23 protein-coding genes are annotated in these 26342 nt (G+C 64.2%); 14 read left to right on the forward strand and 9 right to left on the reverse strand.

What is annotated here, in order from left to right:
* Positions 1-13: 13 nt before the first annotated feature.
* The gene (locus AC07VS_RS00610; protein ID WP_494749951.1) at positions 14-1666 is read right to left on the reverse strand and encodes an aminotransferase class III-fold pyridoxal phosphate-dependent enzyme; all 1653 of its coding nucleotides are present in this window, start codon (positions 1664-1666) and stop codon (positions 14-16) included.
* Between the two features lie 72 nt (positions 1667-1738).
* On the opposite strand from AC07VS_RS00610, the gene asd reads away from it, so the two are divergent.
* Entirely contained in the window at positions 1739-2650 is a 912-nt protein-coding gene (gene asd / locus AC07VS_RS00615; RefSeq protein WP_494656602.1) for an archaetidylserine decarboxylase, read from the forward strand.
* Here asd and AC07VS_RS00620 read toward each other — a convergent pair.
* Both AC07VS_RS00620 and metK read right to left on the reverse strand, forming a co-directional pair.
* Positions 2626-4257, reverse strand: a complete 1632-nt coding sequence (locus AC07VS_RS00620; RefSeq protein ID WP_494656603.1) for a glycosyltransferase family 39 protein — start codon at positions 4255-4257, stop codon at positions 2626-2628. The genes asd and AC07VS_RS00620 overlap by 25 nt on opposite strands.
* Positions 4258-4883: 626 nt before the next feature.
* The gene (gene metK, locus AC07VS_RS00625) at positions 4884-6065 is read right to left on the reverse strand and encodes a methionine adenosyltransferase (protein ID WP_019576176.1); all 1182 of its coding nucleotides are present in this window, start codon (positions 6063-6065) and stop codon (positions 4884-4886) included.
* A gap of 138 nt (positions 6066-6203) precedes the next feature.
* On the opposite strand from metK, the gene AC07VS_RS00630 reads away from it, so the two are divergent.
* Both AC07VS_RS00630 and AC07VS_RS00635 read left to right on the forward strand, forming a co-directional pair.
* Positions 6204-7034 (forward strand): lysophospholipid acyltransferase family protein, encoded by an 831-nt coding sequence (locus tag AC07VS_RS00630; protein WP_492347322.1) that lies wholly within the window; start codon positions 6204-6206, stop codon positions 7032-7034.
* Between the two features lie 2 nt (positions 7035-7036).
* Positions 7037-7906 (forward strand): LpxL/LpxP family acyltransferase, encoded by an 870-nt coding sequence (locus AC07VS_RS00635; RefSeq protein WP_492347321.1) that lies wholly within the window; start codon positions 7037-7039, stop codon positions 7904-7906.
* On the opposite strand, the gene AC07VS_RS00640 is transcribed toward AC07VS_RS00635, so the two are convergent.
* Positions 7897-8814, reverse strand: a complete 918-nt coding sequence (locus tag AC07VS_RS00640; RefSeq protein ID WP_494656604.1) for an alpha/beta fold hydrolase — start codon at positions 8812-8814, stop codon at positions 7897-7899. The two genes, AC07VS_RS00635 and AC07VS_RS00640, sit on opposite strands and share 10 nt — an antisense overlap.
* 48 nt (positions 8815-8862) lie before the next feature.
* Positions 8863-9618, reverse strand: a complete 756-nt coding sequence (gene yihA, locus AC07VS_RS00645; protein ID WP_492347319.1) for a ribosome biogenesis GTP-binding protein YihA/YsxC — start codon at positions 9616-9618, stop codon at positions 8863-8865.
* Positions 9619-9692: 74 nt separating this feature from the next.
* Between yihA and AC07VS_RS00650 the strand changes: the two genes are divergently transcribed.
* The 5 genes from AC07VS_RS00650 (at position 9693) to msrQ (ending at position 15785) form a co-directional block, all read left to right on the forward strand.
* Complete coding sequence (locus tag AC07VS_RS00650) at positions 9693-10322, forward strand: c-type cytochrome (protein ID WP_492347318.1); 630 nt, start codon at positions 9693-9695, stop codon at positions 10320-10322.
* Between the two features lie 106 nt (positions 10323-10428).
* Positions 10429-12627 carry a cytochrome c biogenesis protein ResB gene (locus tag AC07VS_RS00655; RefSeq protein WP_492347317.1) on the forward strand — a complete coding sequence of 733 codons (2199 nt, stop codon included), beginning with the start codon at positions 10429-10431 and terminating at the stop codon, positions 12625-12627.
* Between the two features lie 17 nt (positions 12628-12644).
* Complete coding sequence (ccsB, locus tag AC07VS_RS00660; protein ID WP_492347316.1) at positions 12645-13991, forward strand: c-type cytochrome biogenesis protein CcsB; 1347 nt, start codon at positions 12645-12647, stop codon at positions 13989-13991.
* 76 nt (positions 13992-14067) lie between these two features.
* A complete protein-coding gene (gene msrP, locus AC07VS_RS00665; RefSeq protein ID WP_494749952.1) occupies positions 14068-15072 on the forward strand; it encodes a protein-methionine-sulfoxide reductase catalytic subunit MsrP in 1005 nt (334 codons plus the stop codon).
* Between the two features lie 86 nt (positions 15073-15158).
* Positions 15159-15785, forward strand: a complete 627-nt coding sequence (gene msrQ, locus AC07VS_RS00670; protein ID WP_494750091.1) for a protein-methionine-sulfoxide reductase heme-binding subunit MsrQ — start codon at positions 15159-15161, stop codon at positions 15783-15785.
* On the opposite strand, the gene AC07VS_RS00675 is transcribed toward msrQ, so the two are convergent.
* The 3 genes from AC07VS_RS00675 to lptM form a co-directional block, all read right to left on the reverse strand.
* On the reverse strand, positions 15786-16613 hold the full coding sequence (locus AC07VS_RS00675; RefSeq protein ID WP_027478407.1) for an oxygen-binding di-iron domain-containing protein: 828 nt from the start codon (positions 16611-16613) through the stop codon (positions 15786-15788). It lies immediately after the preceding gene.
* 98 nt (positions 16614-16711) lie between these two features.
* Positions 16712-17998, reverse strand: a complete 1287-nt coding sequence (lysA, locus tag AC07VS_RS00680) for a diaminopimelate decarboxylase (protein ID WP_494749953.1) — start codon at positions 17996-17998, stop codon at positions 16712-16714.
* Positions 17995-18228 carry an LPS translocon maturation chaperone LptM gene (gene lptM, locus AC07VS_RS00685; RefSeq protein ID WP_494749954.1) on the reverse strand — a complete coding sequence of 78 codons (234 nt, stop codon included), beginning with the start codon at positions 18226-18228 and terminating at the stop codon, positions 17995-17997. The genes lysA and lptM overlap by 4 nt, the downstream gene beginning before the upstream one ends.
* Positions 18229-18240: 12 nt before the next feature.
* Here lptM and cyaY point away from each other — a divergent pair, with 12 nt between their 5' ends.
* Positions 18241-18573, forward strand: coding sequence for an iron donor protein CyaY (cyaY, locus tag AC07VS_RS00690; RefSeq protein ID WP_492347312.1), 333 nt, complete (start codon positions 18241-18243; stop codon positions 18571-18573).
* Between the two features lie 63 nt (positions 18574-18636).
* On the opposite strand, the gene AC07VS_RS00695 is transcribed toward cyaY, so the two are convergent.
* Positions 18637-21045 (reverse strand): penicillin-binding protein 1A, encoded by a 2409-nt coding sequence (locus tag AC07VS_RS00695; RefSeq protein ID WP_494749955.1) that lies wholly within the window; start codon positions 21043-21045, stop codon positions 18637-18639.
* Between the two features lie 241 nt (positions 21046-21286).
* Between AC07VS_RS00695 and AC07VS_RS00700 the strand changes: the two genes are divergently transcribed.
* From AC07VS_RS00700 to AC07VS_RS00720, 5 genes are read left to right on the forward strand one after another with little or no spacing between them, the layout of a single operon-like run.
* Positions 21287-22366 carry a pilus assembly protein PilM gene (locus AC07VS_RS00700; protein ID WP_494749956.1) on the forward strand — a complete coding sequence of 360 codons (1080 nt, stop codon included), beginning with the start codon at positions 21287-21289 and terminating at the stop codon, positions 22364-22366.
* A complete protein-coding gene (locus AC07VS_RS00705) occupies positions 22363-22962 on the forward strand; it encodes a PilN domain-containing protein (protein ID WP_494749957.1) in 600 nt (199 codons plus the stop codon). Before AC07VS_RS00700 ends, AC07VS_RS00705 begins: the two co-directional genes overlap by 4 nt.
* Before the next feature lie 8 nt (positions 22963-22970).
* Positions 22971-23633 carry a type IV pilus inner membrane component PilO gene (locus tag AC07VS_RS00710; RefSeq protein ID WP_492347308.1) on the forward strand — a complete coding sequence of 221 codons (663 nt, stop codon included), beginning with the start codon at positions 22971-22973 and terminating at the stop codon, positions 23631-23633.
* Positions 23630-24175: a pilus assembly protein PilP gene (locus tag AC07VS_RS00715; protein WP_494749958.1), complete on the forward strand. Its 546-nt coding sequence runs from the start codon at positions 23630-23632 to the stop codon at positions 24173-24175. Before AC07VS_RS00710 ends, AC07VS_RS00715 begins: the two co-directional genes overlap by 4 nt.
* Entirely contained in the window at positions 24172-26331 is a 2160-nt protein-coding gene (locus AC07VS_RS00720; protein WP_492347306.1) for a type IV pilus secretin PilQ, read from the forward strand. Before AC07VS_RS00715 ends, AC07VS_RS00720 begins: the two co-directional genes overlap by 4 nt.
* Positions 26332-26342 lie beyond the last annotated feature (11 nt).

Here is a 26342-nt window from a genome sequence, read left to right on the forward strand (position 1 = left end):
CTGCCGTTTTGCCTCAGCCGCGACGATGCGCCAGCATCTCCCTGAAGATGCTGCGCTTGATCGACTTGTTGGTCTGCGCGGCATCCTGCCACCACCAGCCGCCGGCCTCCATGGCCTGGCAGGCGGCGACAAAGCGGCGGCACACCTCTTCGAAATCGGCGTCGGTGTAGTTCAGGCTGAAGATCAGCCGCCCGGTGCCGACCCAGCTCAGGGCCAGCCCCTGTTCACGCAGGTAGAACTGCAGCATCCAGTTGTAGCGCGAGGGCCGGGTGTAGCTCACGGTCCAGACCGAAGACATGTTGGCCACCTGCACCGGGGCCCCGATGGCCTGCAGGCGTTGGTTGAGCTGCGTGGCGCGGCGGTTCTGGGTGGCGTCCAGGTCCACATACATGAGCTGGGCCTCCGGGGTTTCCAGGTAATACAGGAAGGCCGCCATGGCGCCCATCACATAGGGGTGCGAGTTGAAGGTGCCGCGGGCAAAGCACAGGTCGGCCGGCCGGTCTTCGCGGTAGCGCTTCATCAGCTCGCGCTTGCCGCAGACCACCCCCACGGGCAGGCCACCGCCAAGGGTCTTGCCGTAGGTGACCATGTCGGCCTTGACGCCGAAGTACGCCTGGGCACCGCCCGGGGCCAGACGGAAGCCCAGGAACACCTCGTCAAAGATCAGCACGATGCCGCGCTCGGTACAGACCTCGCGCAGTTGTTTCAGCCATTCGGTGTAGGCCGCACGGTCGTACGCCGCGCTGCGCGAGCTGTCCACCAGCGAAGAGTCGCCCGGCGCGGCCTTGTTGGGGTGCAAGGCCTGCAGCGGGTTGACCAGCACGCAGGCAATGTCGCGCCGCTTGCGCAGCACCTGCAGGCTGTTCTCGTGCATGTCGCGCAGGGTGTAGGTCTCGCGCGGGGGCAGGGGGTTGCCGGGGCCCGGTTGAACATCTTCCCACCAGCCGTGGTAGGCGCCGCAAAAGCGCACCAGGTGGCGGCGCCCCGTGTGGTAGCGGGCCAGCCGCACAGCTTGCATCACGGCTTCGGTGCCCGACATGTGAAAGGACACCTGGTCCAGGCCCGAGAGGCGTTGCAGGCGGGCCACGTTCGAGGCGACCACGGGGTGCAGGCTGCCCAGCACCGGGCCCAGGGCCTGGGACCGGCGACTGCCCTCGGCAATGCACTGCCGGTAGGCATCCACACCGAACACGTTCACGCCGTACGAGCCGGTCAGGTCGTAGTAGCTGTTGCCATCCAGGTCGGTCAGGGTCACGCCTTCGGAAGCCTCCATGAAGGCGCCCACCTGCACGTGCTGGCGCAGCAGCGGGCTGTACTGGAAGGGCACCCGGTAGGCACCGGTGAACTGCAGATCGGGCAAGCCGTCGCGGGCGCTGGCCGTGAGGGCCAGCGTGCGGGGGCAGCGCGCCACCAGTGTGTGGCCCAGCTGCTGCAAGGCCTGGCGCCGTTGCGCGGCCACCTCGGCCGGTGCGCCATCAGAGTTGAAAAAGCGCTCTTCGCCGTAGGCGTAGCCGGGCAGCCACGAGGCCACGCGTTTGGCCATGCGCGAATGCCCGGTGAGCGAGGGGTGTTTGGCCCGCGACAGTTCCAGTCGGCGGATCAGCCGGGGCAGGGTGGCGGCGAAGGCCGCACCGCCCAATGCCCAGAAAGCCAGTGTTTCGTCCATTTGAAGAGGTCCGGATTTTTCCAATCGCGAAAGCGCGATGCCTCATCTGTAACTTGACTGATTGACACCTTGATGAAACTGAAAGCCTTGAGAGACCGCCTGCTGCAGCAGGAGGATTTGAATTTCCTGCTCACCAACCGGGTGCCGCGCATTGCGTTGACACGCTTCATGGGCTGGTTCAGCCAGATCCGTCAGCCGGTGGTGCGCGATGCCTCGATCGCGGTGTGGCGCCTGTTCACCGAGTTGGATCTGAGCGAGGCGCGCAAGCAGCACTTTGACAGCCTGCACGACTGCTTCACCCGCGAACTCAAGTCGGGCGCCCGGCCTTTTGACCCGGACCCCGAGGTGCTGGCCAGCCCTTGTGACGGCATCGTGGGGGCCTGCGGTGAGGTGGCGGGGCTGCAGGTGTGGCAGGCCAAGGGCTTTCCGTACCGGCTGGAGGATTTGTTCGGCGACCCCGCGCGCGCCGAGGTCTTTCGCGATGGTTGCTACGTGACTTTGCGCCTGACCTCGGCCATGTACCACCGCTTTCATGCCCCTCATGATGCCCGCCTGCAGCATGTGACCCACCTGACGGGCGATACCTGGAACGTGAACCCGATCGCACTCCAACGGGTGGAGCGCCTGTTCTGCCGCAATGAGCGCGCCGCCCTGCATTTGCGGCTGGAGCGCGGCGGCCACCCGCTGGCCCTGGTGCCGGTGGCGGCCATCCTGGTGGCCAGCCTGCGCCTGCACGCGCTCGATCTGCTCCTGCATGGCCGCTACCCCGGCCCGCATGAGCTGCCCTGCGATGTGGCGGTGGGCAAGGGGCAGGAGCTGGGCTGGTTCCAGCATGGCTCGACCATCATCGTGTTCGCCCCCAAGGGCTTTCGCCTGGTCGACGGGGTGGCCACGGGCCTGCGGGTGCGGGCCGGACAGCCCTTGATGCAGCTGCCTGAAAGTCTGCTGCCTGCTGCGGCTCAGGGGGTGGGCAGCACGTCGTAGACCACCCAGGCAAACGCCATCGGGTGCGGGAAACGCCAGCCTGAGCGGGCGGCCGTCACCCACAGGGGGCGGATGGGGCGACCGGTCTTTTCCAGCCATTCCTGGACTTCGACCTCGCAATTGCTGGCCTCGTAGACCTGGGCCTTTTTGAGGGGGCCGCGCGGGCAGATCATCAGGCCGCCCTGATGCTCCCAGCCTGGGTGGGGGGCCAGGGTGGTGGGCCACTCATCGGGCATGCCGGGCAGGGCGCGCACCTGATCGGACACAAAGAAGGCCACCATGGCGTTCTCGGCCCATTCGCCCCCGGTCCAGCCCAGGGGCAGGTCGGGGTGGCGCTGCTGCCAGCCTTGCATCATGACTTCGGCTGCGATCTCGTTGGCTTCGTAATAGCTGCGCTTGCCCTGGCGGGCCTGGGACACGGCCAGCACCACGCCGACCAGCACCACACCGATCAGCACCGGCCAGGCCGAACCCTGCAGGGCCTGCAGGCTGCGCGCGGTGGGGGTATTGGGGGGGCTGTTGTCCAGGGCCTGTCCCGAGGTGGGGCCAGGGGTGGCCTGCTCCAGGTTGCGCAGCCACAGCAGCGGGAAGGCATAGATGATGGGGATGGCCCAGGGGCTGGAGAGCTCGGCCATGCCGGCCATACCGGCCAGCAGGGTCACGGCACCGGGCAGGGCGGCCAGCCAGAAGACGGTGTCCTGCCAGTGCAGGGGCAGCCAGCTGCGCCAGGCCAGGCGCGGGATCAGGCCCAGCAGGCGGCGCCAGCGCCCGGGGCCCGCCGGGCTGGCCTGCCAGGCAAACACCAGCACACAGGGCACCCAGGCCAGCAGCACGAACAGCAGCGGGGTGAAGGCGAAATGCAGCAGGAAGTGCCACTCCACGTGGCCGCCACCCTGGTCGGCGGCGTAGCGCAGGGTGGGGTAGTCGTGGTGCCAGAGCCACCAGGCATGGGGCAGCAGGAACACCGCCAGGCTGAGCAGGGCCACGTAGGGCCGCGGGCTGCAGAACCAGCGGCGCATGTCGCGCCGCAGCAGGGCGGTGACGAACAGCGAGAACAGGAACACGCCGCTGTAGTACTTGCTGAGCATGCACACCGCGCCCAGAAAACCCAGCCACACCGAGGCGGTCAGGCCTGGGCGGCCACTTTGGCGCAGGCTGGCCAGCCAGGCCACGGCGGTCCAGGGCCAGACCGACAGCAGAATGGCATTGGCGTTGAACTTGGCCGCCAGCGTGGTGTAGGGCAGAGTCCACATCAGCAGCAGCACGGCGCTGGGTGCGAAGCGGCGCAAGCCCAGCAGGCGCGCCAACTGCGCCACCCCCCACAGGCCGATGGCCACGTTCACATAGGACAGCAGCTTGTACGACAGCGCGCTGCGCGGCATGGCCGCAAACCAGAGTTCAACTGCCCAGACAAAGAAAGGCGGGTGCTTGAACGTGCCCCATTCGAAGGTTTGCCCCCAGGCAAAGTTCTCCAGCATGTCGTTGTAGGGGTCCAGGTTCGGGTAGGCGAACCAATGCACCAGGGCCCACACCAGGCAATAGGCGACGATGAGCAGGCGCGTGCTGTGCTGGCCGTTGGGCTGGGCTGAAAGTGGGGCGGCTGGCACGGCTGGAAAACAGGTTGGATGGGGCGGTCTGGGGGGCTGGCACCGTCGGCTGCGGCAGGCCGGGTCAGAGGGCGCGTTGGGCTCGGGGCCAGCCGGAGCTGGCCCGCGGCTCTGGCCAGGTCGGCAACAGCCGGCAGCTGCGCCAAAGCGGCCGGAATTGTCTCACGGTTGGCTTGCCGCGGGATACGTAGGGTTACGAATGAAGGGCGGCCCCGGATTGGGCTGTTGTGGTGCTCAGGGTCTTCACAGCGGCTGGGCGCTGTGGGGGCTGTGCCCCAAAACCGATGCCGCGCAGGCGCGCGGCGGGTTGATAGCCCGGCTGCCGCCCGCAGGGCGGCAGCTTTATGGCTTCGGCCCGGCGCTTCGCGCCTTCACGTCAGCAGAGCTGACATGAGCCTTCGCCGCAAGGCTGCACGCAGCGCTGCAGCCAGTGCTTTTGGTCTGCGTTCACATCGCTGGCGCGATATGAACTTCGCCCAAGAACCGATACCGCGCCTGAGCGCGGCGGGCTTACAGCCCGGCTGCAGCTTTATGGCTTCGGCCCGGCGCTTCGCGCCTTCACGTCGGCAGAGCCGACATGAGCCTTCGCCGCAAGGCTGCAGATTCGCCTGCGGCGAATGCTGGCCTTACAGGCCAGCCGCTGCACGCAGCGCTGCAGCCTTGTCGGTTCGCTCCCAGGTGAACTCGGGTTCTTCTCGGCCGAAGTGGCCGTAGGCGGCGGTTTTTTCGTAGATGGGGCGCAGCAGGTCGAGCATCTGGATGATGCCCTTGGGGCGCAGGTCGAAGTGCTCTTGCACCAGGCGGGCGATCTGGTCGTCGGGGATGACGCCGGTGCCTTCGGTGTACACGGTCACGTTCATGGGGCGGGCCACGCCGATGGCGTAGGCGACCTGGATCTGGCACTGGCGGGCCAGGCCGGCGGCGACGATGTTCTTGGCCACATAGCGGGCGGCGTAGGCAGCCGAGCGGTCGACCTTGGTCGGGTCCTTGCCCGAGAAGGCGCCACCGCCGTGCGGGCAGGCGCCGCCGTAGGTGTCGACGATGATCTTGCGGCCAGTCAGGCCGCAGTCACCTTGCGGGCCGCCAATCACAAAGCGGCCAGTGGGGTTGATCAGGTACTTGGTGTCCTGCAGCCATTCCTTGGGCAGCACGGGCTTGATGATTTCTTCGATGATGGCTTCGGTGAAGCTGGCCTTCATCTTCTTGGCGGTTTCGCTCTGGTCGGGGCTGTGCTGGGTCGACAGCACCACGGTGTCGATGCTGTGCGGCTTGCCGTCCACGTAGCGCATCGTGACCTGGCTCTTGGCGTCGGGGCGCAGGAAAGGCAGGCGGCCGTCCTTGCGAAGTTGGGCCTGGCGCTCGACCAGGCGGTGGGCGTAGTAGATCGGCGCGGGCATCAGCTCGGGCGTTTCATCGCAGGCGTAGCCGAACATCAGGCCCTGGTCGCCGGCACCGGTGTTCAGGTGGTCGTCGCTGGCCTGGTCCACGCCCTGGGCGATGTCGTTGCTCTGCTTGTCGTAGGCCACCAGCACGGCGCAGCCTTTGTAGTCGATGCCGTACTCGGTGTTGTCGTAGCCGATGCGCTTGATGGTGTCGCGGGCCACCTGGATGTAGTCGACGTGCGCGTTGGTGGTGATTTCGCCCGCCAGCACGACCAGACCGGTGTTGGTCAGGGTTTCGGCCGCCACGCGGCTGCGCGGGTCTTGCTTGAAGATGGCATCGAGGATCGCGTCGGAGATCTGGTCAGCCACCTTGTCGGGGTGGCCTTCAGAGACGGACTCGGAAGTAAAAAGAAAATCGTTCGCCATTTGAATAAACTCCACGTTTCAAGTTCTGGGGGCGTTGCCTCGGACTCGGGAGCTTTGGCGAACGCTTTAGCAGTTGTGTTTAACGTCGCCCTGCAAGTTGCTCATTTAACTCAGCGACCCGTTTATTCTACCCACCTCATGCTCTCGTTGTTCAGGGTCTTTGCCCTGTTTCCCCTGGGGTTGCTCCAGGTCATGGGTTGGCTGCTGGGTTGGCTGGCCTTTCTGGCCTCGCCGTCCTACCGCCGCCGTTTTCTGGCCAACGCCGACCTGGCGGGCGTGAGCCTGCGCGATCTGATCGCTGCTGTGGGCCATGGCGGGCGCATGGTGGCCGAGCTGCCGCGGCTCTGGCTGGGGCGGCCTCTGCCTTCGGTGTGGGCGGACCACGGCTGCATCGAGCGGGCGCTGGCTGCGGGGCGCGGGGTGGTGTTCCTCACCCCTCACATGGGTTGCTTCGAGTTGTCGCCCCAGGCCCTGGCACGCGACTATGCCGGGCGCTTTGGGCCGATGACCATCCTGTACCGCCCCGCCCGCCAGGCCTGGCTGGCACGCACCATGGCCTCGGTGCGCGAGCGTCCGGGCCTGCAGGCCGTGCCGACGACCCTGGCCGGGGTGCGCCAGTTGATCAAGGCGCTGCGCCAGGGGCGTGCGGTGGGGCTGCTGCCCGACCAGGTGCCACCCGAGGGCATGGGGGTGTGGGCACCGTTTTTCGGTCAACCGGCCTACACGATGACGCTGGCCGTGCGCCTGGTTCAGCAGACCGGGGCCACCGTGCTGCTGGCCTGGAGCGAGCGCCTGTCGTGGGGGCGGGGGGTGCGCATCCATGTGCGTGAGATGACGTCGCCCCTGGCCGAGGACATGACTCAGGCCGTCACCCAGATCAACGCCGAGATGGAGCAGATGATCCGGGCTTGCCCGGCCCAGTACCTTTGGGGTTATGCGCGCTACAAGCAGCCGCGCGGAGAGTTTTGAGCATGTGGAGTCGGTTCGGAATTGCGTTCATGCGGCTGATGGCCTACCTGCCCCTGTCCTGGGTGCGTGGCCTGGGGGTGGGTTTGGGCTGGGTGCTTTATGTGCTGGCCGTGCCGCGGCGCCATGTGGTGGCGGTGAACCTCAAATTGTGTTTCCCGGACGCGTCGGTGCCCCAGCGCAAGGCCTGGACGCGGCGGGCTTTCATCCACTTTGCCCAGTCCTGGCTGGACCGGGGCTGGCTTTGGCATGCCCCGCGAGAGGTGCTGGCGCGCCGCATCCGCTTGGTGGGCCCTTGGCAGGAGTTCGAGGGCGATACGCCGACGATCATTTTTTCGCCCCACTTCTTTGGTCTGGAGGCCGGTGGCATGGCGCTGTCCATGAACGTGGACCGGGTGTTCACCTCGATCTTCACGCCCCAGCCCAGCCCGGCGGTGGACGCCTGGATGAAGGCTGGGCGTTCGCGCTTTGGCGAGGTGACCATGCTGAGCCGCTTTGACGGCGTCAAGCCCATCATCAACACGCTGCGCAAGGGGGGCGCCCTGTACCTGCTGCCCGACATGAATTTCGGCCCCGAGGAGTCGATCTTCGTGCCCTTCTACGGGCACCTGGCGGCCACGGTGCCCAGCCTGTCGCGCTTTGCCCGGCTGGGGCGGGCCAAGGTGGTGCCGGTGGTGTCACGCATCACCGCCACGGGCTACGAGGTGGAGGTGATGCCGGCCTGGCAGAACTTTCCGACCGACGATGTCGAGGCCGACACGGCGCTGATGAACCAGCGCCTGCAGGGCTGGATCGACACCATGCCCGACCAGTATTACTGGGTTCACAAGCGCTTCAAGACCCGCCCGCCGGGTGAGCCCCCGGTCTACCGCTGAACCGCCTGGCCCAGAAAATCCTGGATCTGCTGCATGACCCAGATCGGGTCTTCGTGCACGATCCAGTGACTGGCGCCGTCATGCCGGCACACCTGCAGCCGAGGCACCCACTGCTCCAGGCCATCGAGCAGGCCGGGCAGCAGGGCATGGTCGCCCAGACCCCACAGCACCTGGGTGGGGCAATTCACCTGCAGCATGCTGTCGGGCAGGTCCAGCGTGGCCGCCCCGGGGTGTGTGGCGTCACCGGGGCGCAGCGGCGAGGCCCGGTAATAGTTGCAGCCCCCGCGCAGGCTGGTGCGCCACACCGCACGGTACTGATTTTTGACGCTTTCACTCAACCAAGCGGGCTCTCCCTGGCCGCCGAAGCGCTGGAAGAAGCCCCACAGGCGCGCGAAGTCGTCCTCGGCCAGGTACGTCTCGGCGTCCGGTTGGATCAGAAAGTTCATGTAGGCGCTGGCTGCCAGCTGGGCCGGGTTGTGGCGAAGCTCGCGCACAAACGCGCCGGGATGGGGCGAGTTGATGATCACCAGGCGCTGCATCAGCTCAGGGTGCTGGTTGGCCAGGCTCCAGGCCACGGCGCCGCCCCAGTCGTGGGCAACCAGGGCGCCGAGCGGCGCCTGCGGGGATTCCAGGGCGATCAGCGCCTTCAGGTCCTGCACCAGCAGCCGGGCCTTGTAGGCCTCGATCTCGGGTGGACGGCTGGACTGTTCGTAGCCACGCAGGTTGGGGGCCACGCAGCGCCAGCCTCCGTTTTCGGGGCGTGAGAAATGCAGCAGCAGCGGGTCCCAGACAAAAGCGGCTTCGGGGAAACCGTGCAGGAACAGCAGCACGGGTGCCCCGGCTGGGCCGGCGGCCCGGCAGCTCAGGGTGATGCCGTGCGGCAGGACATGTTCAAAAGTGTCGATCATGGGCAAGGGCTCCTGGGGCAGTGAGGGCCCCCAGACCTGGCCCGGCGCTCAGTCGACTTCGGGCTCGGCGGGCGCGGTCTCGGCAGGGGGTGTGGCATCCGGAAGGTCGGCGGCTGCCACGGGTGGATGGGTCCACTGCCACAGCAGGTGCGCGGTGTCTTCGATGCCGATGCGCTTCAGCGCAGAGAAGAGTTTCACATCGCCGCCGCCAGCGTTCAGTCGCGCAATCGACAGCGCCTTGGCGCCCTCGGCGCGGGTCAGCTTGTCGGCCTTGGTCAGCAGCACCAGAAATTTGAGGCCTTCTTCGACGCGCGGGCGGATGACTTCAAGCAGGGTTTCGTCCAGCTCGGTCAGGCCCAGGCGCGGGTCGCACATCATCACGATGCCGGCGAGGTTCTCACGGCTGACCAGGTAATTGGCCATCACACGCTGCCAGCGGATCTTGTCGTCCTTGGGCACCGCGGCGTAGCCGTAGCCCGGCAAGTCGGCCAGCACGGCATCGGTTTCACCCTGGCGGCCCAGCGAGAACAGGTTGATGTGCTGGGTGCGTCCGGGCTTCTTGGAGGCGAAGGCCAGTTGCTTTTGCTGCGTCAAGGTGTTGATGCAGGTGGACTTGCCCGCATTGGAGCGGCCCACGAAAGCGATTTCAGGCACCTGCAGGGGGGGCAGGTGGTGCAGTTGGGCAGCGGTGGTCAGAAAGCGAGCCGTGTGCATCCAGCCCAGGGCCGCCTTGGCCTCGGTGGAGGGGGGCGGCGCAGGGCGACGGACGGCGCTGGCCGGGGCGGATGTGGAGCGGTTTGTCATCAATGTGGAAGTATTCCTGAAGCCTCATTGTAGAATCGAGTGGTTTTGCGCCCCTAACATCATTGAGCCACGATATGAAGTTGATCGCTACCTTGCTCAGCGCCGCCGTGCTGGCCGCCTCCGCTTTTTCGGCCTTTGCTGCTGAAGAAAAACCCGCTGCGGCGGCCAAGCCTGACCTGGTCAAAGGCGAGGCGAGCTTCGCCACCTGCGCCGCCTGCCACGGAGCTGACGGCAATTCGGGCACCCCGGCCTACCCCAAGCTGGCACAGCAGCACCCTGACTACCTGGTCAAGCAGCTGCGTGAATTCAAGTCGGGTCAGCGTGCCAACGCCGTCATGAGCGGCATGGCCGCCGCGCTCAGCGAAGACGACATGAAGAACATCGCCGCCTGGGTTGCCAAGAACAAGGCCAAGCCGGGCTTCGCCAAGGAAAAAGACCTGGTCACCCTGGGTGAGCGCATCTACCGCGGTGGCATTGCCGATCGTCAGATCGCTGCCTGCGCAGGCTGCCACAGCCCGAACGGTGCCGGCATCCCGGCCCAGTACCCGCGACTGGCAGGCCAGCAGGCCGAGTACACCGCGGCCCAGTTGACCGCCTTCCGCGACGGTGTGCGCAAGAACAGCATGCAGATGACGGGTGTGGCTGCCAAGCTCAACGACCGTGAAATCAAGGCCGTGGCCGACTACATTGCTGGCCTGCACTGATCTTCGGCCTGAAGTTCTTTGAACTTCAGGCCATTTTCTCTCCCTCAGCAGGGCGGGCCTCATCTGCGGCCCGCCCTTTTTGTTTGTATCAGGCCCTGGCGACACCATGTCTCTTCCCCTTGCTGAACCCGGCCCGCAGGCACAGCCCCAGCGCGGCAGCCCCGAGCGCCTCAAGGTGCTGGTGGACCTGCTGTCGTCGATGCGCTTTGCCATCTCGCTGCTGACCGTCATCTGCATCGCGTCGGTGATTGGCACCGTGTTGCAACAGAACCAGCCGGCGGTCAACTATGTGAACCAGTTCGGCCCCTTCTGGGCCCAATTGTTTGGGGAACTGCACCTTTATTCGGTTTACAGCGCCTGGTGGTTTTTGTTGATCCTGGGCTTCCTGGTGGTCAGCACCTCGCTGTGCATTGCCCGCAACACGCCCAAGATCCTGGTCGACCTGAAGACTTTCAAGGAAAACATCCGCGAACAGAGCCTGCGCGCCTTCGGGCAGCATGCCGAGGCTGACTTCTCCGAAGCCCCCGAGGGGGTGGCCCGGCGCCTGGGCGAGGGCTTGGTGCAGGGCGGCTGGAAAGTTCGGCTTCAGCAACGTGACACCGCTGCCGGCCCGGGTACGGGCTGGATGGTGGCGGCCAAGGCGGGGGCCGCCAACAAGCTGGGTTACATCGCCGCCCATTCGGCCATCGTGCTGATCTGCCTGGGCGGTTTGCTGGACGGCGACCTGATGGTGCGTGCACAGATGTGGTTCAACGGCAAGGTGCCTTACGCTGGTGCCGGCTTGATTGCCGATGTGCCGGCCCGCCACCGGCTGAGCGAGAACAACCCCACCTTCCGCGGCAACCTGATGGTGGCCGAGGGCACGCAGTCGAGCACGGCCATCCTCAATCAGTCCGACGGTGTGTTGCTGCAGGAGTTGCCGTTTGCGGTGGAGCTCAAGAAGTTCGTTGTCGAGCACTACTCCACCGGCATGCCCAAGCTGTTTGCCAGCGAGATCGTGATCCACGACAAGGCCACCGGCGCGCTGACCGAAGCGCGGGTGGAGGTGAACCACCCCGTCAACTACCACGGTGTCGAGATCTACCAGTCCAGCTTTGACGATGGCGGCTCCAAGGTGCGCTTGCAAGCCTTGCCGCTCGATTCGGATGGTGCCCGTTTCGAGGTCGACGGGGTGATTGGTGGCAGCACCGGTCTGACCCGCAGCCACACCGGAGAAAAGTTCAACCTGGAGTTCAGTGCGCTGCGTGTGATCAACGTGGAAAATTTCGCCGGCCAGGGCGGACCCTCGGGGTCGGGCGTGGATGTGCGCAAGGTCGATCTGCGCGACTCGGTCGAGGCCCGTCTGGGGGCGGCCAACAAGGTGATGACCAAGAAGGAGTTGCGCAACGTGGGCCCCAGCATCACCTACAAGCTGCGCGATGCGGCCGGCCAGGCCCGAGAGTTCCACAACTACATGCTGCCGGTGGACATGGAGGACGGCGGGGCGCCGGTGATGTTGCTGGGCATGCGTGAAACACCGGCCGAACCGTTCCGCTACCTGCGGGTGCCTGTGGACGATCAGGGCGGCATGGACAGTTTTCTGCGCCTTCGCAAGGCCCTTGGCCAGCCCAAGCTGCGCGAACAGGCTGTGGCCCGCTACGTGGCCTTGGCCATTGATTCCAGCAAACCGGAGTTGGCGCGCCAGTTGCAGGCCTCGGCCGGGCGGGCGCTGGACCTGTTCGCCGGCAATCCGGCGGCGGCCAAAGGCTCGGATCGCCCCACCGGTGGATTGCAGGCGGTGGCCGATTTCATCGAGGCCAATGTGCCTGAGGCCGAGCGCCCGCGTGCGGGCGAGGTGCTGATCCGGATCCTGAACGGGGTGCTGTTCCAACTGGAGCAACTGAGCCGCGAGCAGGCCGGGCTGAAGCCCTGGCCCAATGAAGCCAAGACCCAGGCCTTCATGACTCAGGCCGTGTTGTCGCTCAGCGATGTGCAGGCCTATCCGGTGCCGCTGACCTTTGTGCTGAAGGACTTCACCCAGGTGCAGGCCAGCGTGTTCCAGGTGGCGCGTGCCCCTGGCAAGACGGTGGTCTATCTGGGGTGTGCCTTGCTGATCCTGGGTGTCTTTGCCATGCTGTACGTGCGCGAACGCCGCGTCTGGATCTGGGTCCGCCCCGAGTCCACCGGCACCCGAGCCACGATGGCCCTGTCCAGCAATCGCAAGACCATGGATGGCGACCGCGAATTCGAGCACCTGAAAATCAAGCTGCTGAGCCTGGCGCCCGCGTCCCCCGACGCGGCCGACGGCCCTGTGGCCCCGAACTGAACACCGGAGTCGACCCCATGAACACCGCGACCCGTCCGACGACGAGCATCACCCTCAGCGAAGGGTTTTTTTCACGCCGGTCCTGGCTGGATTGGCTGTTTGCCGCCTTGGTGCTGGCCGCCGGGGGCGCCACCCTGTCCCTGTATGGGCAGGCCATGGACGTCTATGAAACCGGCATCCTGATCGCCGCCGTGCCGGCTGCGATCTGGCTGGGCTGGTTCTGGCGCCCGCTGGCGGTTTTGATGGTGGGCGTGGCAGGCCTCAGCCTGCTGGCCATCTCGTCCTACCACGCTTCGGGTGAGGCGCCCACGCTGGCGCGGGCGGACACGGTGTTCTGGCTCAAGTATTTCCTGTCAAGCCAGTCGGCCATCCTGTGGATGAGCATGCTGGTGTTCATGAGCACCATCTTCTATTGGCTGGGGCTGATCGGTGGCCAGCACGGGGCCACCATGGAGCTGACGGGCTCGCGCCTGGCCTGGGCCTCGGTGGTGATGGCCCTGACGGGCACCATGGTGCGCTGGTTTGAGAGCTACCTGCTGGGGGCCGACATCGGGCACATCCCGGTCAGCAACCTGTACGAGGTGTTCGTGCTGTTTTGCTGGATCACCACGGTGTTCTACCTCTATTTCGAGGCGCAGTACAAGACCCGTGCCCTGGGCGCTTTCGTGATGCTGGTGGTGAGCGCGGCCGTGGGTTTTCTGCTGTGGTACACGGTGGTGCGCGAGGCGCACGAGATCCAACCCCTGGTGCCGGCCCTGAAAAGCTGGTGGATGAAGCTCCATGTACCGGCCAACTTCATTGGCTATGGCACGTTTGCGCTCTCGGCCATGGTGGCTTTCGCCTACCTGATCAAGCAGCAGGCGGGCGAAAAGCGCTGGTACAAGCTCACCCCGCTGTGGTTGCTGGGGATCGTGCTGTGCTTCGAGCCCATGGTGTTCCGTCGCAGCACCAACGAGGCTGGGGGCAGCTATTGGGTGGTGTACTTTGCGATCTCGGCCCTGGTGGTGGCGGGCATATTGCTGGCCCGCGAGCGAATTGCGCGCCGCCTGCCGCCGCTGGAAGTGCTGGATGACGTGATGTACAAGGCGATTGCCGTGGGTTTCGCGTTCTTCACCATCGCCACCGTGCTGGGGGCCTTGTGGGCGGCCGAAGCCTGGGGCGGGTACTGGAGCTGGGACCCCAAGGAGACCTGGGCCTTGATCGTCTGGCTGAACTATGCGGCCTGGCTGCACATGCGGCTCATGAAGGGGCTGCGCGGCACGCTGTCCGCCTGGTGGGCCTTGGGCGGGCTGGTGGTGACCACCTTCGCCTTCCTGGGTGTCAACATGTTCCTCAGTGGCCTACACAGTTACGGGACATTGTGAACTTTCGGTGAATTTCGCGAATCCTTGAAAGAATGCGGGTCGTACTCCGACCAACGCATAACTTCAAGGAGCTTCCATGCTGATCCAGACGCGCGACGACGGTTTCCAACACCCGGTCGCCAGCGAAATCACCCCCGCTTCCGTGTATGCCGGTCGCCGCCAGTGGCTGCGGCAGTTGGCCCTGACCGGGGCCGGCACGGCGTTGGGCAGTTGGGCCGCCCGTGACGCCTTGGCCCAGGCGGCACCCTATGCCCGTCCGGGCAAGCTGCCGGCGCTGGCGGCCGGCAAGTCGGCTGTGGCAGGTGCCCTGACGATGGACAAGGTGACCGATTACAAGGACGCCAGCGGCTACAACAACTACTACGAGTTCGGCACCGACAAGGCCGACCCGGCGCGCAACGCGCACACCCTGGTGACCTCGCCCTGGCGGGTCGAGATCGACGGTCTGGTGAAGAAGCCCGGGCCGATCAACCTGGAAGACCTGATCAAGCTCAGCGCCCAGGAAGAGCGCATCTACCGCCTGCGCTGCGTGGAAGGCTGGTCGATGGTGATTCCGTGGGTGGGCTATTCGCTGGCCGAGTTGATTCGCCGCGTGGAGCCCCTGGGCAGTGCCAAGTACGTGGAATTCCACACCTTGGCCGACCCCAAGACCATGCCTTTCGTGGGCTCGCGCATCCTCGACTGGCCCTATGTCGAGGGCTTGCGCATGGACGAGGCCATGCACCCGCTGACCCTGCTGTCGTTCGGCATGTATGGTGAGGTGCTGCCCAAGCAGAACGGAGCCCCGGTGCGCCTGGTGGTGCCCTGGAAATATGGCTTCAAAAGCGCCAAGAGCCTGGTGCGCATCCGCTTCACCGACAAGGAGCCGGGCACCGCCTGGAACAAGGCGGCGGCCAACGAGTACGGCTTTTATTCCAATGTGAATCCCGAGGTGGATCACCCGCGCTGGAGTCAGGCCACCGAGCGCCGCATCGGCGAGGACGGCTTGTTCGCCAAAAAGCGCAAAACCCTGAAGTTCAATGGCTACGAGGCCCAGGTGGCATCCCTGTATGCCGGCATGGACCTGAAGAAGTTCTACTGAGCGCCAGCCCCCCAATGCGTTCTGCTTCTTCTGCTTCTTCGCCTTCCATTGGCCGCACGGCCGGGCCAGTCGGTGTGCGATCACGCCTGTCGGCGGCCTTGCTCTCACCCTGGGCCAAGCCCGTGGCCTGGGTGTTGCTGTTGCTTCCCCTGGCCTGGCTGGTGGGGCTGACGGTCACCGAGGGCCTGGGGGCCAATCCGGCTGAGGCCCTGATCCGTACCACGGGTGACTGGACCCTTCGCCTGTTGTGCGGGGTGTTGGCGGTGACACCCCTGCGGGTGATCGGGCGGCTGCCGGCCTTGGCCCGTTTTAGACGTTTGCTGGGCCTGTTCGCCTTTTCTTATGCCTTGGTGCACCTGGCTTGCTACAGCCTATTCGACATGGGGCTGGAGTGGGGTGACATCGGGCGAGACATCCTCAAGCGACCCTTCATTCTGGTGGGTTTCACGGCTTGCGTGCTGATGTTGCCCCTGGCTTTGAGTTCGTTCAATGCAGCCATCAAGGCGATGGGGGGGCGGCGTTGGCAGGCGCTGCACCGAGCGGTGTACGCCGTGGTGCTGCTGGGCCTGCTGCATTTCTTCTGGATGCGGGCCGGCAAGCACAACTTTGCCGAGGTGGCGGTCTACGCGGCGGTGATCTCGGTACTGCTGGGCTGGCGCCTGCAGCAGGCCTGGCGCAAGAGGCGCAGAGGCGCTGGCGAGTCCCGCGCCTGATCAATGGCCACCGACCGCGCGCAGGGCCGGCTGGGCGCCCCGCAGCGGGTCGATCTGCAGCGTGGGCAACTGGTAGGCGCGGTCGTCAAACAGGTCGATGCCGCACATCAGGTTTTCCAGCCAGTCAAAGAACTGGTTGATGGCCACCTGGCCCACGATGGGGGCGCCATGCTGGGGCACCAGCATGCTGATGTCGAGTTGGCGCGCCATGCGAACCCACAGTCGCAGGATCTTGTTGGAGACCATGTAGCGGCGGTGAAACCCCTCCATCAGCGGGATGTGGTCCGTCAGGTCGGTGACGAACTTCTGGGCCTGCTGGCCGGTGGTCAGTGACACGCCCAGATCGCCAGTGAACAGGATGCGGCTGACCGGATCGTAGAACTGGAAATTGCCCTCGGAATGCATGAAGTGCGCGGGCAGCAGCCACATCTCATGACGCCCGATGCGCAGCTTGCCGCCGCCATCGGGCACGCCGATCACGCGGTCTTCGGTCTTGCCGACCTTGGCAAAGTGGGGGGCGAAACGCTCCCAGATGCGTGAGATCACCAGCTTGGCGCGGGTGGAGGTCATCCAGCGGTCCAGCGAGGCGATGATGTCAGGGTCAGCGTGCGAGGCCAGCAGGTAGCTGAGCTTGCTGGGCGGAAAATGCTTGGACATGCCCAGGAACAGCTCATTGAAGGCGAGGTTGCCACCCGGGTCGATGATGGCGCCCGTGCCGTCGTCCACGATCAGGAACTGGTTCGCCTGCACCGCCTGGCCGCCTTCCTCGATGAGGTCGGTGAACATCAGGCAGGCGTGATCAGCGTCGCGGTAAAGTTCCAAAGGCATGCTTACTCCCTGCGGCCATCGACACGGCCGGAGCCTGCACTGTACGGAAATGGCATTTCTGTGACTTGATGCACATCAATGCCGTTGATCCGCACCAATCAGCCGTTGGGGAGCAGGTTTTCCAGGGCAAACGTGTCTGCTGCGGTCTCGCGGCGGCGGATCAGATGGGCCTGCTGGCCGTCCACCAGCACTTCGGCCAGGCGGCCGCGGCTGTTGTAGTTGCTCGACATGCTCATGCAGTAAGCCCCGGTTGACAGCACGGCCAGCAGGTCGCCCTGGTCGACCGCCAATGCGCGGTCCCGGCCCAGCCAGTCGCCGCTTTCGCACACCGGGCCGACCACGTCGTAGGGGGTGGTGGGGCGGCTGCTGTCGGCCTGCGCTGGCACGATGGCGTGGTAGGCCTCATACATGGCCGGACGGGGCAGATCGTTCATGGCTGCGTCAACGATGCAGAAGTTCTTCTGCTCGCCGGGCTTCAGGTAGAGCACTTCGGTCAGGCACAGGCCGGCATTGCCCACCAGCGATCGGCCGGGCTCGATCATCAGTTGGCGCTGGCCAAAGCCACGTGCATCGAGCTTGGCCAGCAACTGCGCCCACAAGGCGTCGGCTTCGGGGGGCGTGTCACCGTTGTAGTTGATGCCCAGGCCGCCACCGAAGTCGATGTGGTGGATGGGGATGCCAGCCTGTTCGATCGCTTCGACCAGATCGAGCACGCGGTCCATGGCATCCAGATAGGGGTCGACCTGGGTGATTTGCGAGCCAATGTGGCAGTCGATGCCGACCACCTTCAGGCCGGGCAGGCTGGCAGCACGCTGGTAGGTGGCCAGGGCCCCGTCGTGTGCCACGCCGAACTTGTTGCCCTTCAGGCCGGTGGAGATGTAGGGGTGGGTCTTGGCATCGACGTTGGGGTTGACGCGGATGCTGACCGGGGCCGTGGTACCGAGTTCGAGTGCCACCGCATTCAGCACCTCGAGTTCGGCTTCGCTTTCGACGTTGAAGCAGCCGATGCCGGCCTGCAGGGCCTGGCGCATTTCGGCGCGGGTTTTGCCGACGCCCGAGAAGATCACCTTGGACACATCGGCGCCGGCGGCCTGCACGCGGGCCAGTTCGCCGCCCGAGACGATGTCGAAGCCGCACCCGGCCTGGGCGAAGACCTGCAGGATGGCCAGTGAAGAGTTGGCCTTCATGGCGTAGCAGATCTGGGCCTTGCGGCCGGCAAAACCGCGCTGGTAGGCGGCCAGTGCGGCCAGCATGGAGGCCTTGGAGTAGACGAACAGCGGGGTGCCGAAGCGTTGAGCGAGCTCGGGGCTGGCCACGCCTTCGATGGTCAGGACCTGGTCGCGATAAGAGATATGGGGCTGGCCGGGCAACGGGGCTTGGGTCATGGTGTGGTGGTGGAAGGCGTGAGGGGGGTGGCTGGAGGGGCGTCGTCGGACGGCTTGCGATCCGTCTGGGACCGCAACGAGTCGGGGGTCAGCACCTGAGGCAAGGTGGCACGCTGGGCTGCGGCCGGGTCTTGCGGCAGGTACAGCGGCCCGCGTTGGCCGCAGCCGAACAAGGCACCCGCAGCGACAAGGGCAATCAGCCTGACTAGAATTTGGATTCGACTCAACATCAGCGAATTGTAATGACCGACCTTGAATTCATGGACCGTGCCGAAACCCTGCTCAAGGCGGTGGAACTGCGCTGTGACGCCCTCAATGACGACACCGATGCCGATATCGACGCCCAGCGCAGCGGCGGCATGATCACCCTGGCCTTCCCCAACCGGAGCCAGATCGTGATCAACCTGCAAAAGCCCTTGCACGAGGTGTGGCTGGCCACGCGCAGCGGGGGCTATCACTACCGTTGGCTGGATGGACAGTGGCGCGACACCAAGGGCGCGAGCTCATTCTTTGAGCAACTGACCCAGGACGCCACCGTCCAGTCGGGCCTGAGCCTGCTGTTTGCTGCGCCCTGACGTCGCTCGGGAACCGCCCGGAACGCCCGGAAAGGGGCGGTTCCAGCTCCGCGGAAGAGGGCCTCAGTTCCGGAAAAGATCCAGGATGCGCGAGCGCTCGTCTGCGGGGGCGGGCGCATGGGCTCCGCTGGTGGCCGCTGCAGGGGGGGCCACCCCGGCGCTGCCGCCCTTGTCGTCCAGTCCCAGGGTGCTCACGCTGTTGCCGCGGGCAAATTCCTCAAAATACCATTCACCGCCGACATTGACCACGCCCTCCGGGGCACTGGGCTCGGACACCGGCACGCCCTTGAGTGCGCGCTCCATGAAGGTGATCCACACGGGCAGACTCAGGCCCCCCCCGGTTTCGCGGTCACCCAGCTTGCGCGGGGTGTCATAGCCAATCCAGGTCACGGCCGCCAGCGTGGGTTGAAACCCCGCAAACCAGGCGTCCATGGAGTCGTTGGTGGTGCCGGTCTTGCCATAAATATCAGGCCGCTTGAGCGCGGCCTGGGCCTTGGCGGCCGTGCCTGAGCGGGCCACTTCCTGCAGCAGGCTGTCCATCATGAAGGCATTGCGCGGCGAGATGGCGCGGGGGTTTTCGTCCAGAGCGGGGGCCTTGCTCTGGACCAGCAGCTTGCCTTTCTGGTCGGTGATGTGATCGATCACCCAGGGGTTGAGCCGGTAGCCACCATTGGCGAACACCGAGTAAGCCATCACCATCTGCATGGGTGTGACCGAGCCTGCGCCGAGCGCCATGGTCAGGTAGGGGGGGTGCTTTTCGGCTTCGAAGCCGAAGTGGGTGATCCAGTCCTGGGCGTAGCGCGCGCCGATCGATTGCAGCACCCGGATCGAAATCATGTTCTTGGACTTGGCCAGGCCGCGACGCAAGGTCATGGGGCCTTCGAAGGTGCCGTCGTAATTCTTCGGCTCCCAAGGTTGCCCACCGGTGGTGCCGGCATCAAAGAACAGGGGCGCATCGTTGACCACGGTGGCCGGGCCGAAGCCTTTTTCGAGTGCGGCCGAGTAGATGAAGGGCTTGAAGCTGGAGCCGGGCTGGCGCCAGGCCTGGGTCACGTGGTTGAACTTGTTCTTGTCGAAGTCGAAGCCGCCGACCAGGGCCTTGATGGCTCCGCTGCGGGGGTCCACCGCGACAAAAGCGCCCTCCACCTCGGGCAACTGGGTGATCTCCCAGCTGTCTTTGGGGGTTTTCACGACGCGGATCACCGCGCCGCGACGCAGTCGGATGTTGGGCGGCGCCTTGTCGGAAAGGCCGGATTGGGCTGGTTTCAGGCCGTCGCCGGTGATCTCGACGCTGTCGCCATTGGGGCGCACGGCGATGATCTTCTTGGGGCCGGCTTCCAGCACCACCGCGGCCATCACGTCGCCGTTGTCGGGGTGGTCGGAGAAGGCGTCATCGATGGCCTCGTCCTGCTCCCTGGGGTTGGTGGGCAAGTTGATGAAACGCTCGGGGCCTCGGTACACCTGGCGGCGTTCGTAGTCCATGATGCCCTTGCGCAGCGCGCGGTAGGCCGTGTCCTGGTCTGCGGCATTGATCGAGGTGTAGACGTTCAGGCCCCGGGTGTAGGCCTCGGATCCGTATTGGGTGAGCACCAGCTGGCGCACCGTTTCGGCCACGTATTCGGCATGGATGCGTGAGCTGTCGGGGCCGAATTTGATGCGCAAGGACTCGTTGCGGGCCTCATCGGCCTGGGCCTTGGTGATGAAGCCGTTTTCCTCCATGCGATCAATGATGTATTGCTGGCGGATGCGGGCCCGCTTGGGGTTGCTGATCGGGTTGTAGGCCGAAGGGGCCTTGGGCAGTCCGGCCAGCATGGCGGCCTCGGCCACTGAAATGTCCTTCAGGGGCTTGCCGAAATAGGTGTCGGCCGCTGCCGAGAAGCCGTAGGCACGGTTGCCCAGAAAGATCTGGTTCATGTAGATCTCGAGGATCTGGTCCTTGCTCAGCATGTGCTCAAGCTTGAAGGTCAGCAGAATCTCGTAGATCTTGCGGGTGAAGGTCTTCTCGGAGGACAGGTAGACGTTGCGCGCCACTTGCATCGTGATGGTCGAGGCCCCCTGGCTTTTGACGCGCCCCAGGTTGGCCAGTCCGGCGCGGAACATGCCGATGTAGTCGACGCCACCGTGCTGGTAGAAACGGGCGTCTTCAACCGCCAGCACGGCGTCTTTCATGACCTTGGGGATGTCCTTGATAGGCGTCAGGTTGCGGCGTTCCTCGCCAAACTCGCCAAGCAGCGCGCCGTCAGCCGAGTAGACCCGCAAGGGGAGCTTGGGCTGGTAGTCGGACAGGTCGGTGATGTCGGGCAGGTTGGGGTAGGCCACTGCCAGTGCCACGGCCACCAGCATCAGCACGCTCAGCAAACCGGCCAGGGCCAGCCCGGCCAGCCACAGCAGCGCCCGCACCGCCCAGTGAGTTCTCCCTGGCGAGCTGGTGCGAGGGGACTCCTGAGGGTTCTTGGGGGTGGAGCGTGCCATGGTTGAATGCAAAGTGAATTGCGAATTATAGAAATTGGGCATCCGCAGGAGGGCTTGCCTTGACTTGCCACCTCGGCGAGTTCCGTAACTTATTGCAAAATAGTCACAAATCGTCTGCTTTTGACAACGAGAGGTGAACGCTGCCGGGTGGAATTCCTTGGTCTGACAACACCCTTGCTGATAGCATTCAAGCAAAGTGTGAAGTAGAAGCGTCCGTCCGGGCGTGTTACGGGGGACCATCTTGATCTCTTTAGGATCATTGTTTGGCCGGCAGGTGGCGCCCCTGCTCGGCATTGATATCAGTTCGTCCAGCGTCAAGCTGGTCGAGCTGGGTCGCGAAAAGTCCGGAGGGTATGTTCTCGAGCGCTGCATGATGGAGCCGCTGGAGAAAGGCTGGATCATCGACGGCAACATCGAGAAGTTCGATGAAGTGGCTGATGCCGTCAAACGCCTGGTCAAGCGTTGCGGCAGTCGCACCAAGAATGTGGCCATGGCGCTGCCCGCTTCGGCCGTCATCACCAAGCGCATTGTTCTTCCAGGCGGCCTTTCGGATCAGGAGCTGGAAGTCCAGGTCGAATCCGAAGCCAATCAATACATCCCCTTCTCGCTTGAGGAGGTCAGCCTCGATTTCTGTGTCATCGGCCCCAGCCTCAGCTCGCAGGGCGACGTGGACGTCTTGATTGCGGCTTCGCGCAAGGAAAAGGTGCAGGATCGCCAGGGCCTGGCCGAGGCCGCTGGACTCAAGCCGATGGTGCTGGATGTCGAGTCTTTTGCCTCCCGCCTTGCTGCAGGGCGCTTGATCGAGCAGTTGCCCGGCCACGGCGCCGGGCTCATGGTGGCCCTGTTCGAGGTGGGCTCGATGACCACCAGCCTGCAGGTGCTCAAGGATGGCGAGGTTCTCTACGAGCGTGATCAGGCTTTTGGCGGTGCCCAGTTGACCCAGTTGATCGTGCGCCAATATGGCTTTTCCCCTGAGGAGGCGGAATCGAAGAAGCGCTCTGGTGAGTTGCCTGACGATTACGCCTCTTCGGTGCTGCGGCCATTTGTCGAGAGCGTGGCACAGGAAATCGGTCGGGCGCTTCAGTTCTTCTTCACGAGCACACCGTTCAACCGCGTGGATCACATCATGCTGGCCGGCGGTTCCGCGGCCCTGCCGGGCCTGGCTGAGGCGGTCACGCAACAGACCTCGTTTGCCTGCAGTGTGGTGAATCCTTTCGAAGGCATGCAGGTTCAGGACTCGGTGCGGATGAAAAAGATGGCTCGTGAGGCGCCCGCCTACCTCACCGCGTGTGGCTTGGCCATGCGGAGGTTTCTGACATGATCCTGATCAACCTGCTACCCCATCGCGAAGAGGCTCGCCTCAAGCGCAAAGAGGCCTTCAAAGTGGCCGTGGTGGGGTCCATGATGCTCGGGGCCCTGGTTGTGGCTTTGGTGTACTTGGTGTACCAGTCCAGCCTGACCGACCAGCGCGAGCGCAACGAGACCCTGAAGGCCGAGATCAAGTCCCTTGAAGTGCAGATCAAGGAGATCTCGAACATCGAGGCCGAGATTGCTGCACTGAAGGCGCGTCAGAAAGCGGTGGAAGACCTGCAGTCCGATCGCAATGCGCAGACCTACCTCATGAATGAGTTGGTCAAACAATTGCCTGACGGGGTGTATGTGACCAGCATGCGGCAAGAGGGGCAGACCATTCTGATTCAAGGGGTGGCCCAGTCCAATCAGCGCGTGTCTGAAGTGCTGAAGAACTTCACTTCGGGCTCGCCATGGTTTGCCCGCCCTGAATTGCTTGAAATTCAGGCTGGTACCGTGAACCTGAGCGCTCGGGATCAACGTCGGGTGGCCAATTTCGGCATGAGATTCCAATTGCTGCGCGCCTCGGAAGTCGAGAAGGCTGCTGAAGCAGCTGCGAAGAAGTGAGTCTCACGATGGCGATCAACACCAAATTCTCAATTGACTTGCCGGCTCTGTTCGAGCAGGCCAAATCCCAATTTTCCGATCTCGATCCCAAAGACCCCTCGGCCTGGCCGGCGTTTCCGCGCTATCTGACCTTTGTGTGCGCCGCTGCTGCGGTGGTCATCGTGGCCTGGTTCGCCTGGCTCACCGATTTCCAGGCTGAGCTGGAACAGGAAGTGCTGACCGAAGAGAAGCTCAAGACGGATTTCAGTGCCAAGCTGACCAAGGCGGTGAATTTGGACGCACTGAAAAAGCAGCGCGAGCAGGTTCTGCAATATGTGAATCAATTGGAAAAGCAATTGCCAGGCAAGGCGGAAATGTCGGCCTTGCTGTCGGACATCAATCAGGCTGGTTTGGGGCGCAGTCTGCAGTTCGAACTGTTTCGCCCCGGTCAGATGGCGGTGAAAGAGTATTACGCCGAGTTGCCGATCTCGATCCGTGTCACCGGCAAATACCACGACATCGGGTTTTTCGCTTCCGATGTGGCCCATCTGTCCCGCATTGTGACCCTGAACAATCTGACACTGAGCCCGGGCAAGGATGGGGCGCTGGTGATGGATGCCACGGCCCGGACCTTCCGATACCTTGATCCGGATGAAGTGGCGAGCCAGCGCCAAGCCAAGGGGGGCAAATGAACAGGTCACTGCAATCCCTCTGGCCTTTGCTTGTGGTGGCCACGGCGACCTTGGCGGCGTGCAGCTCCAACGAGTCGGAGATCAGCACCTGGATGGCTGAGCAGAGGGCCCAGAGTCGGCCCAAGGTGGTGCCGATTTCCGAGCCGAAGAAGTTCATTCCCCAGGAATACCAGGGGGCAGATGCCATGGACCCCTTCAATGTCCAGAAACTCACCCAGGCGTTGAAGCGTGAGTCCGCTTCGCCGGGCAATATGGCCATCATTGCGCCGGAAATGGCCAGGCGCAAAGAGGCGCTGGAAATGATGCCGCTGGATTCGATGGCCATGGTGGGCAGCATGCAAAAAGGGGGTGTTCCCGTGGCGCTGCTGCGCATCGACAACCTCTTGTACCAGGTCAAGGTCGGCAATTATCTGGGGCAGAATTTTGGCCGAATCATGAAAATCACCGAGACCGAAGTCCAATTGCGCGAGGTGGTCCAGGACTCCTCGGGTGATTGGATCGAGCGACCGGCCTCTCTGCAATTGCAGGAGCGGGGAAAATGAAAATGAATCACTTTATAAAGTTGGCGCTGCGGCTGATTTTCTCGCTGGGCCTGATGGTTTCGGTCAGCGGTCTGAGGGCCCAGGAGACTCAGACACTGAAAGCCATCTCGGTCTCGTCCCATTCTGGTGCCGAAGTGGTCCGCTTCGATTTCTCTGAAGCCGTGAATTTCCGGCTGAACGGGTTTGGCATCCAGTCGCCGGCCCGCGTCGCACTCGACCTGCCCGTGGTCGGGAGTGCATTGCAGAAAAACGTGGTCGAGTTCACGCAGGGCAACGTCAAGTCCGTCAATGTGATCCAGGCCTCTGATCGCACCCGCATGGTGTTGAATCTGAAGCGCTACCAGGCCTACAGCACCCAGGTGGTGGGCAAGTCGGTTTTGGTGACCTTCGAGCCGGTGGTGGCCAGTGCCAACACCGGCACCACGGTCTCGTCGTCCTTTGCCGAGTCGCACAACGACGATGTGTTGCCACTCAAGGACATTGACTTCCGCCGTGGCAACGACAGTGCCGGTCGCGTGGTCGTCAGTCTGCCGAACAACCAGACGGGTGTGGACCTCAAGGTGCAAGGCCAGAGCCTGGTGGTCGAGTTCCAGAAGTCCTCGCTGCCGGAAGGCCTGCGTCGGCGCATTGACGTGTCAGACTTCGGCACGCCAGTCCAGTTGATCACCTCCACCCAGGTGGGTGACCGTGTGCGTGTGCTGATCGAGCCCAAGGGTGACTGGGAGCATTCGGCCTATCAGAGCGACGATCAGTTCGTGGTCGAGGTGCGTCTCAAGAAGGTCGACACCAGCAAGCTGCTGCAGGGGCCGACCTATTCGGGCGAGAAGCTGTCTCTGAACTTCCAGAGCATCGATGTCCGGTCGCTGCTGCAGGTGATTGCGGACTTCACCAACTTCAACATCGTCACTTCCGACACCGTCTCGGGCAACCTCACCCTGCGTCTCAAGGATGTGCCCTGGGACCAAGCCTTGCAGATCATCATGGACTCCAAGGGCCTGGGCATGCGCAAGGCTGGCAACGTGCTTTGGATCGCCCCGCGCGATGAGCTGGATGCCCGCACCAAGAAAGACCTGGAGGCCTTGCAGGCCATCGAACGGCTGGAGCCGCTTCGCACACAGTCGTTCCAGCTCAACTACGCCCGAGCCACCGACATGGTCTTGCAATTGCGGGGTGCGGCTGTCGGGGTGGGGGTGGGAAGCGGCGCTGTGGGGGGGGTGACTCGTTTTCTGTCCGAGCGCGGCAGTGTGATTGCCGAGCCTCGTACCAACCAACTGTTTGTGACCGACACCGCCAAGAAGCTCAATGAGGTGCAGGAGTTGCTGACCAAGCTCGACATCCCGGTGCGGCAGGTCCTGATTGAGGCACGCATCGTCGAGGCGTCGGATACCTTCGGTCGCTCCCTGGGCGTGCGCCTGGGCGGCAGTGACTTGCGCGGCGTGCGCGGTGGCGATGCGGGGTATTCGATCGGCAACGGCAATCGGGTGGCCGTCGGGGGGTCCTATGACGCGGTGTCGTCCACCACCACGGAAAGTTCAAACGTCATGACCACGACCAACACCAGTTTTGTGAACTTGCCGGCCACCGGGCAGGGAGGCTACACGGCCTCTTCGTTTGCCTTGTCGATCTTCAACTCGGCCGCCAACCGCTTCCTGAACCTGGAAATCTCGGCCCTGGAGGCGGACGGCAAGGGCAAGGTGGTGTCCAGCCCGCGCGTCATCACGGCGGACCAGACCAAGGCGCTGATCGAGCAAGGTACGGAATTCCCCTATCAACAGGCCACGTCCAGCGGTGCCACTTCGGTGGCCTTCCGCAAGGCCAACCTGAAGCTCGAAGTGACCCCTCAGATCACGCCCGAAGGCAACATCATTCTCGAGCTGGACATCAACAAGGACAGCAAGGGCGAAACGACGGCTCAGGGTATTGCCATCAACACCAAGCACATCAAGACCCAGGTGCTGGTCGAGAATGGCGGCACCGTGGTCATTGGCGGGATTTTTGAACTGACGGAGTCAGACAGTGAGGCCAAGGTGCCCGTCCTCGGGGACATCCCGGTGATGGGCAATCTTTTCAAGACCAAGACCAAGTCGGTCAACAAGCAGGAAATGCTGGTGTTCATCACCCCGAAGATGGTGTCGGATCGTGCGACCAACCGTTGATTCGGGGATGG

It is taken from the genome of Curvibacter sp. GW821-FHT01G03 (assembly GCF_059422285.1).

Excerpts from the sequence above, each read along its gene's own strand:
- AC07VS_RS00610 (WP_494749951.1), bottom strand. The coding sequence starts at position 1,666 with ATGGACGAAACACTGGCTTTCTGGGCATTGGGCGGTGCGGCCTTCGCC.
- asd (WP_494656602.1), top strand. The coding sequence starts at position 1,739 with ATGAAACTGAAAGCCTTGAGAGACCGCCTGCTGCAGCAGGAGGATTTG.
- metK (WP_019576176.1), bottom strand. The coding sequence starts at position 6,065 with ATGGCGAACGATTTTCTTTTTACTTCCGAGTCCGTCTCTGAAGGCCAC.
- AC07VS_RS00630 (WP_492347322.1), top strand. The coding sequence starts at position 6,204 with ATGCTCTCGTTGTTCAGGGTCTTTGCCCTGTTTCCCCTGGGGTTGCTC.
- AC07VS_RS00635 (WP_492347321.1), top strand. The coding sequence starts at position 7,037 with ATGTGGAGTCGGTTCGGAATTGCGTTCATGCGGCTGATGGCCTACCTG.
- AC07VS_RS00640 (WP_494656604.1), bottom strand. The coding sequence starts at position 8,814 with ATGATCGACACTTTTGAACATGTCCTGCCGCACGGCATCACCCTGAGC.
- yihA (WP_492347319.1), bottom strand. The coding sequence starts at position 9,618 with ATGACAAACCGCTCCACATCCGCCCCGGCCAGCGCCGTCCGTCGCCCT.
- AC07VS_RS00650 (WP_492347318.1), top strand. The coding sequence starts at position 9,693 with ATGAAGTTGATCGCTACCTTGCTCAGCGCCGCCGTGCTGGCCGCCTCC.
- AC07VS_RS00655 (WP_492347317.1), top strand. The coding sequence starts at position 10,429 with ATGTCTCTTCCCCTTGCTGAACCCGGCCCGCAGGCACAGCCCCAGCGC.
- ccsB (WP_492347316.1), top strand. The coding sequence starts at position 12,645 with ATGAACACCGCGACCCGTCCGACGACGAGCATCACCCTCAGCGAAGGG.
- msrP (WP_494749952.1), top strand. The coding sequence starts at position 14,068 with ATGCTGATCCAGACGCGCGACGACGGTTTCCAACACCCGGTCGCCAGC.
- AC07VS_RS00675 (WP_027478407.1), bottom strand. The coding sequence starts at position 16,613 with ATGCCTTTGGAACTTTACCGCGACGCTGATCACGCCTGCCTGATGTTC.
- lysA (WP_494749953.1), bottom strand. The coding sequence starts at position 17,998 with ATGACCCAAGCCCCGTTGCCCGGCCAGCCCCATATCTCTTATCGCGAC.
- lptM (WP_494749954.1), bottom strand. The coding sequence starts at position 18,228 with ATGTTGAGTCGAATCCAAATTCTAGTCAGGCTGATTGCCCTTGTCGCT.
- cyaY (WP_492347312.1), top strand. The coding sequence starts at position 18,241 with ATGACCGACCTTGAATTCATGGACCGTGCCGAAACCCTGCTCAAGGCG.
- AC07VS_RS00695 (WP_494749955.1), bottom strand. The coding sequence starts at position 21,045 with ATGGCACGCTCCACCCCCAAGAACCCTCAGGAGTCCCCTCGCACCAGC.
- AC07VS_RS00705 (WP_494749957.1), top strand. The coding sequence starts at position 22,363 with ATGATCCTGATCAACCTGCTACCCCATCGCGAAGAGGCTCGCCTCAAG.
- AC07VS_RS00710 (WP_492347308.1), top strand. The coding sequence starts at position 22,971 with ATGGCGATCAACACCAAATTCTCAATTGACTTGCCGGCTCTGTTCGAG.
- AC07VS_RS00715 (WP_494749958.1), top strand. The coding sequence starts at position 23,630 with ATGAACAGGTCACTGCAATCCCTCTGGCCTTTGCTTGTGGTGGCCACG.
- AC07VS_RS00720 (WP_492347306.1), top strand. The coding sequence starts at position 24,172 with ATGAAAATGAATCACTTTATAAAGTTGGCGCTGCGGCTGATTTTCTCG.